Genomic DNA, 6,253 nt, shown 5'->3' with positions numbered 1-6,253 from the left:
TACTACTACAGTAACTTACAACAACTTAACAGATGCCAGTGGAGTGCAGTTAAGTCTGGATTCGGAAATCACTACCACTGAGAATCTCTGGTTTATGCTGGATATGCCGACAAGTGTGGATTATTCTGACACCCAGACAATAATGGCCAGAATAAAAGGAACCTCTGAGTAATTTGAAAAAGATGTAAAAGGCAGTAATCGGTGATTGGTGGTCAGTAACTGCAGAGTGATGGACTGCATTGACGATTGTCCGCTCAAGGCGGACCGGTAGTGCGAAGAGCGACCCTAAAAGGTCGCACTATGGGAAAGTTCCTGGATAAATGTAGGGGGCGACATTCATGGCGTCCCGATTTACCAATCGGGATTTGATGAACCTGTCCCTGACAAAGACCAGGGAGTAAACCCCTACAAAAAGTGTGGGTGAAATTTACCATAAATGAGAGATATCAACCAGAACTTTATTAGAGGGTCTATTTCAAAACAGAAGAGAAGATTGAGTAAAAAGCGGAAAAGTGACGAAAGGATTTATTAATAAATGAATAGATACACGCAAAAACTAATAAAGAGAGTAAAGGCACGACTAATAATCTTGGTCACAGGCGCGGTTACGCCAGTATTGAGTATGGCGAATAAACTGGTAAATAGAAAAATAAAACGATTATTCATAGAGAAAAATGGAGAAACTGTCTAATAGACCATTACCGAACGAAGTGAGGAAAATTTCTGGAAGAGATGGAGCAGATGAAACAAAAGTGTAGTTCAATCTTTACTATTATGCGGTGCGGGCTAAAGGCGAAGATGATTATGTTGCTTATTGCAATAATAACCATTTTTGGCACAGGATTGGTCTACGCAGGTACCACCACGAGAGATGTTACTATTAGTGTAGGGATTAGGGATACTTGGCCACCTGCACCAGTTACGAACCTTTCAGCACTGGCTGGGAGCCAGGAGGGAGAGGTTCTTTTAAGTTGGACTGCGCCTTATGAGGATGATGAGTTCTCCAGCGGAGCGGTTCAAGGTTATGATATTGAATATGATACATTTAGCATTTCTGATTTGGGTGGAGACACTACTGCCTGGTGGAATACTGCTGGTGGATGGAAAGGAATAACTTTTGCTAACGACCCTGGTCAAACGGAACAAACAATGATTGACTCTCTGTGGCCGGGAACTACTTTTTACTTTGCTATTAAGAGTTATGATGATGCCAGTCCACCGAATGAATCGCCTATTGATACTCGAGCGGCAAGCGTGACTAATCAGGCATATTGTGTAGTTCCGGATACTGCTCCGGCGACGCCGACCGGATTGACTGCAATTGCCGGAGTGGAAAAAGTAGACCTTTCCTGGACCGAGCTTACAGAGAGTGAGAAAGGAATAGATTTTGACTATTATAAGATTTATCGTTCCAGTATTTCACCATCAGCTCTGTTTGCGGTAGGGACTACAACATCGACTGCATATTCTGACACTGGATTACAAACTAAGACAAGTTATTATTATGCGATTAGTGCTGTTGATAAACCACCGCTGGTGCTTGAAAGTCCATTATCTGACACAGTAACGGTCTGGGTGGTCTTGGGAGATACGACGGCGCCGGCGGCGGTTACGGATTTGTTTGCGGAAACATGGGCTGGACAGGGGGAGATTCGGCTGACATGGACGGCGCCGGGTGATGATGATTGGAATAATCCAATCAATGGTGGTCAGTATAATATCCAGTTCTCTTCCAACTACACGGTTTCCTGGAGCACGGCTGATGCTCAAATTAAGAACCTCTCATACGCGGTTAATCCAGGAGACCCACAATCTCGCATTGTTGACCAGACTGATGGGTTGGTCCCTGGCACTACATACTACTTCAGGCTATGGACTGCTGATGAGGCGAGCAACTGGTCAGGTTTGTCTAATGGAGCGACGGCATGGGCGCAGGCGCTTGTTGATGCTCCACCGGCTGCGCCTACTGGTCTGGTAGCTAAGGCTGGAAATAAACGGGTTACTCTTACCTGGACTCCAAATACTGAGCCTGATATGAAGTCGTATTGGGTCTATCGTAGCACGATTAGTGGCTCATATGATGTCGCTATAGCTACTGTGACTCATCCTACAACAAGATATGTTGATACAGAGTTAACTAACGAAGTCATTTACTATTATGTACTTAAAGCAGTAGATCAAGCGAATAATGTTAGTGATGCTTCTTATGAGGTTAGTGCTCGCCCGAGCTTAAGGCCGAGAGAACCGTGTGGCGTCAAGGGAACATTGGTTGATGGTGGCGAACATATAAAGATTGATTGGAAAGAAGTAACCAGAAACGAAGATGGGTCACCGTGCACTGATTTAGAAGAATATAGAGTATATCGCTCTACTTCTCTTGCAGGATTCAATGTCGACCCGGCAACGACTGTGGCTAAATCGATATTGACCTGGACTGAAACAGAAAATATCATTGGTGAGACGTATTATTACAAAGTTAGAGCAGTCGATTCTAAAGGTGTAGAGAGTGGCGACTCGATGATGTTAATGGTACAAGATGAAGAAGTGAATGTAATTGCTCTGGCAGAAGATATGCAAGCGAGGGTAATCATTCCTGAGGAACTGACAGATATATTGTATGAAGAAAGCAGTTCTTATGGCGATGACTTGAACATAACCGTTGAGGAAGTTCCAGAAGAAGAGAATAAGGACAAAGTCATAAGTTGTTATGAATACAAAGCGTTCAGAGGCTATGGTAATGAGACCCCTGAGGAAATTGAGAGCTTCTCCTTCGCTAAGCCGAAGGCATCCGTAGGTCTGTCTTACGAAGTAAACGGTCAAGGTACTGTGAAGGGAACTAATATAAAGGCGAGTCAGGCGGGAAGAAATCTGGCTCTATTCTGGTTCAATGGAATTGAGTGGGTGAAGCTTGGTGCCAGGGTGGATACGGATGAGCAGGTAATTACGATAAAGATGAAGAAGTTGGGTAGGTATAAGATTAAACAAGCGCCTGCCGCTACTGAATTTAGTCTGAATAAAGTATATCCGAGAATCTTCACGCCCAATAATGACGGATTGAACGATGTGGTCAACTTCGAGTATGCCAATCCCAATGAGAAAGGCATCGTATGCAGAATCTTCGATATCAGAGGCGCTCTGGTGCGTCAACTCGACATCGGTCAATCAGAGACATCGTTCGCCTGGGATGGTAAGGATGAGAAAGGCAAAGTTGCTCCCAGCGGTGTTTATATATACCAGTTAGAGGGAGAAGGGAAAGTTATCAATGGAACAGTCATTCTGGCAAAATAATGAAGATAATTGCCCCGATGAAATCGGGGGGAGTCCAACTACAAATACCATTTGAAAGAAGAGATAAAAATAAGTATATTGAGAGGAGACAAAAAATGAATAAGTTGATTAAAATGATTACGGGGATAATTCTGATGGGCGCTATTCTGGTATGTGTCCGGGTGACCTGTTGGGCTGACTTTGAGGATTTAGGTGTGGGGGCCCGTCCCATCGGGATGGGGAATGCCTACACTGCTCTGGCTGATGATGTTAATGCCATCTATTATAATCCAGCGGGTCTGGCTCAACTGGACGAGTCCCAGTTTACCAGTGGCTATGGGAAACTGTACTGGGGTTTAGATGACGGGAGTAATCTGGGTAGTGGATTCGTTGGTTATGCCCATCCTTTATACCACTGGGGGACATTGGGCGTAGGGTGGCTGAATTTCGGCTTACGGGGTCTCTATCGAGAGAATAGTTTTATCCTCTCTTATGGAAATACTCTTAAGAAGAAACTTCTGGCAGGGCTAAATTTGAAGTTGCTAAGTAAGAAATATGGGAAGACCCTCTACACTGAAAGTGCTATTGATGACTTCGGTAATACTACCGGTGAGCGCGACCCGGTGTTTAGCAGGGGATATTCTAAAACAGGATTCAGCACCGATTTGGGATTCCTATATAAATTCAACAGGGAATACTCCCTCGGTCTTTCCCTCATAGATATTAATCAGCCCCATATGGACTTAAAAGATAATAAAAGTAGAGTCCCTATAGGAGTGAGGTCTGGCTTTCTATACAATAGTGACTTTCTAACATTTGCCTTCGACACAACATTCAGGAACGGGGACGTTAATGTTTATAGTGGCGCGGAGAAGTGGTTCTCAAACCGAACTTTTGGAGTGAGGGCTGGTCTTGGTGTGGGAAGTAGAAGATTCAGTAACCTCTCCCTGGGCGCAAGTTATGCTAAATACCTCTTCCAGTTCGATTATGCCTTCCTCTATCCGCTTTCCGGAATAAGAGATACTTATGGTTCCCATCGTATATCTTTAACTCTCCGTTTTGCACCTGAAAAGGAAAAGAAGAAAAGAGCAAGAGAGGAAAGATTGGCGGAGATTGCGTCGGAAAAGGCAGTCCGAGTGGAACTGGCAAAAATTAGAGAGAAGGAAGCTAAGATGCTCGAGGAGAGAAGAAAAATAGAGCTTGCCAGAAATTACTATAAAGAAGCAATAGAAGTTTATAGGAATGGATTGTACAGTGAATCGCTGGGGAAATTGAGATTCGCAGTGGAACTGGATCCCAAGAGACCTGAGATACAGGACCTGTTTAAGAAACTGTCTTCAATCGTGGACGTAATCTCCAAAGAGATGGGTTTGGAAAGAGAAGCCGAACTTATTAGAACTGGTGTCAGTTACTATATTGAGGACAAACCCGGGAAGGCAATAACTACACTTCAGTATGCTTTCGAGTTTGCTCCTAAAAACAAGGAGATACCAGGATTATTAAATGTACTAAAGAGAGAGTATCCAGCCATAGCTGAGCAGGAGAAGATAAGTGAAGGAATGACACTTGTGGAGCAGAAGATGTATCGGGCACTTAACTATCTCTATGAAGATAGAAGCGACCTGGCAATTGTCGAATGCCAGGAAGTCCTTGAGCTCGAACCTAATAATACACTGGCTCTTTCCAGGTTGGGCTCAGCCTATTATGTTATTGGGCAGAAAGAGAAGGCTAAGGAACTCTGGCTGAAAGTTCTGGAGATAGAGCCTGAGAATAAAGAAGTGCTCGAATCTTTGAGAAAGGAAGGAATCATCCCGCCGAAGAAGAAACCCAAGGTTCCCTCTAAGAGAGAAGAGATGAAAAAAGAGTTTGAGAAATCGCTGGAGTATTATCGGAGAGTGGAGAAGAGTCTCGATATCGATGGCAGGATAGGACTTCTCCAGTCGATTATAGATAAGTTTAAGCCTTCGGGAATAGATCGTTCCAGGCTGGAAAAGGAACTTGGAGAACTTAAAAGGGAAAAAGAGAAAAAGAAAGTAGAAGTTGAAAAGGAGGAAAAAGAGACCAAGGTTCCCCATCCGGCTCTTCCTCCGAAAGTAAAAGTCCCTTCTGAGGAAAAGCTAATAGCAACAAAGGAAAAGATAGAACAGAAATTCCGAGAAGGGGTCAGTGATTACAAGGAAGGTGACTATAATGGAGCCATCGCTAAATGGGAGGAAGTGGTTAAAGTGCGCACCGATGATGCGGAATTGAAGAAACTTATAGAAAAAGCAAAGGCGAAAATTGCTAAAACTAAGGAAAAAAAGGTAAAGAAAATGAAAAAGCATTACACCCGCGCAGTGGCATATTATGAGAAACGTCAGTGGGGAGAGGCGATAGCTGAGCTGGAAGAGGTATTGAAGCTGGAACCGAAACACAAACAATCGAAAGCCTTGATGAACAGGATAGAGGAGAAAGTATGGTTGACAGTTCAAGAAGAGAGGAAGAAGAATATGGACGAGTACTATAATGCTGGACTTGCATACTTCGAAAAAGGCGAGTATGAAAAAGCTATAGCTGAGTTTGAGAAGGTGTTGAAGCTCGAGCCGATCCATTTACAGGCGCAGCGATTGATTAAAGAGGCAATGGAGAAAGCGAAGAAGCGATAGATGGAGTAGCGAAGCTTGTTTCGCGATTTTGACGGTGACAATTTTGATAATTTATACTATAATAAAGCAGGAAGTAAACTGCCTATTGATCTATAAAACGGTAGTCGCAGGCTTCAGCCTGCGTAATTTACAGCACGCAACCTAAAGGTTGCGACTACCGAATGCTGATGAATTCGCAACCTAAAGGTTGCGGCTACCAATTGCGGTTTCCTTTTGTTGAGGGGGTAAAAAATGGAAAAATTCAGTTTAAAAAAGCGGTTCTGGATTCCACTTATTCTGGCAATTTTGATTACTACTGGTGCCTTTGCAATTGAACTCGCTTCTATCATTGAACAGAAAAT

Annotated in this window: 3 protein-coding genes; all 3 read left to right on the top strand. The window is 43.6% G+C overall.

Going from position 1 to position 6,253, the window contains the following annotated elements; genetic code table 11:
- The first annotated feature begins 535 nt into the window (after window positions 1-535).
- The 3 genes from VMW39_01510 to VMW39_01500 all read left to right on the top strand — a co-directional run bounded on the left by VMW39_01510 (window position 536) and on the right by VMW39_01500 (window position 5,912).
- Window positions 536-691, top strand: a complete 156-nt coding sequence (locus VMW39_01510; GenBank protein ID HUW22696.1) for a hypothetical protein — start codon at window positions 536-538, stop codon at window positions 689-691.
- Window positions 692-741: 50 nt separating this feature from the next.
- On the top strand, window positions 742-3,288 hold the full coding sequence (locus tag VMW39_01505) for a T9SS type B sorting domain-containing protein (protein ID HUW22695.1): 2,547 nt from the start codon (window positions 742-744) through the stop codon (window positions 3,286-3,288).
- A 95-nt stretch (window positions 3,289-3,383) separates the two neighbouring features.
- Window positions 3,384-5,912, top strand: coding sequence for a tetratricopeptide repeat protein (locus VMW39_01500; GenBank protein ID HUW22694.1), 2,529 nt, complete (start codon window positions 3,384-3,386; stop codon window positions 5,910-5,912).
- The last annotated feature ends 341 nt before the right edge of the window (window positions 5,913-6,253 follow it).

This window comes from bacterium (genome assembly GCA_035530055.1).
Classification (GTDB): domain Bacteria; phylum UBA6262; class WVXT01; order WVXT01; family WVXT01; genus WVXT01.
This window is presented reverse-complemented; position numbering and strand designations above follow the sequence as displayed.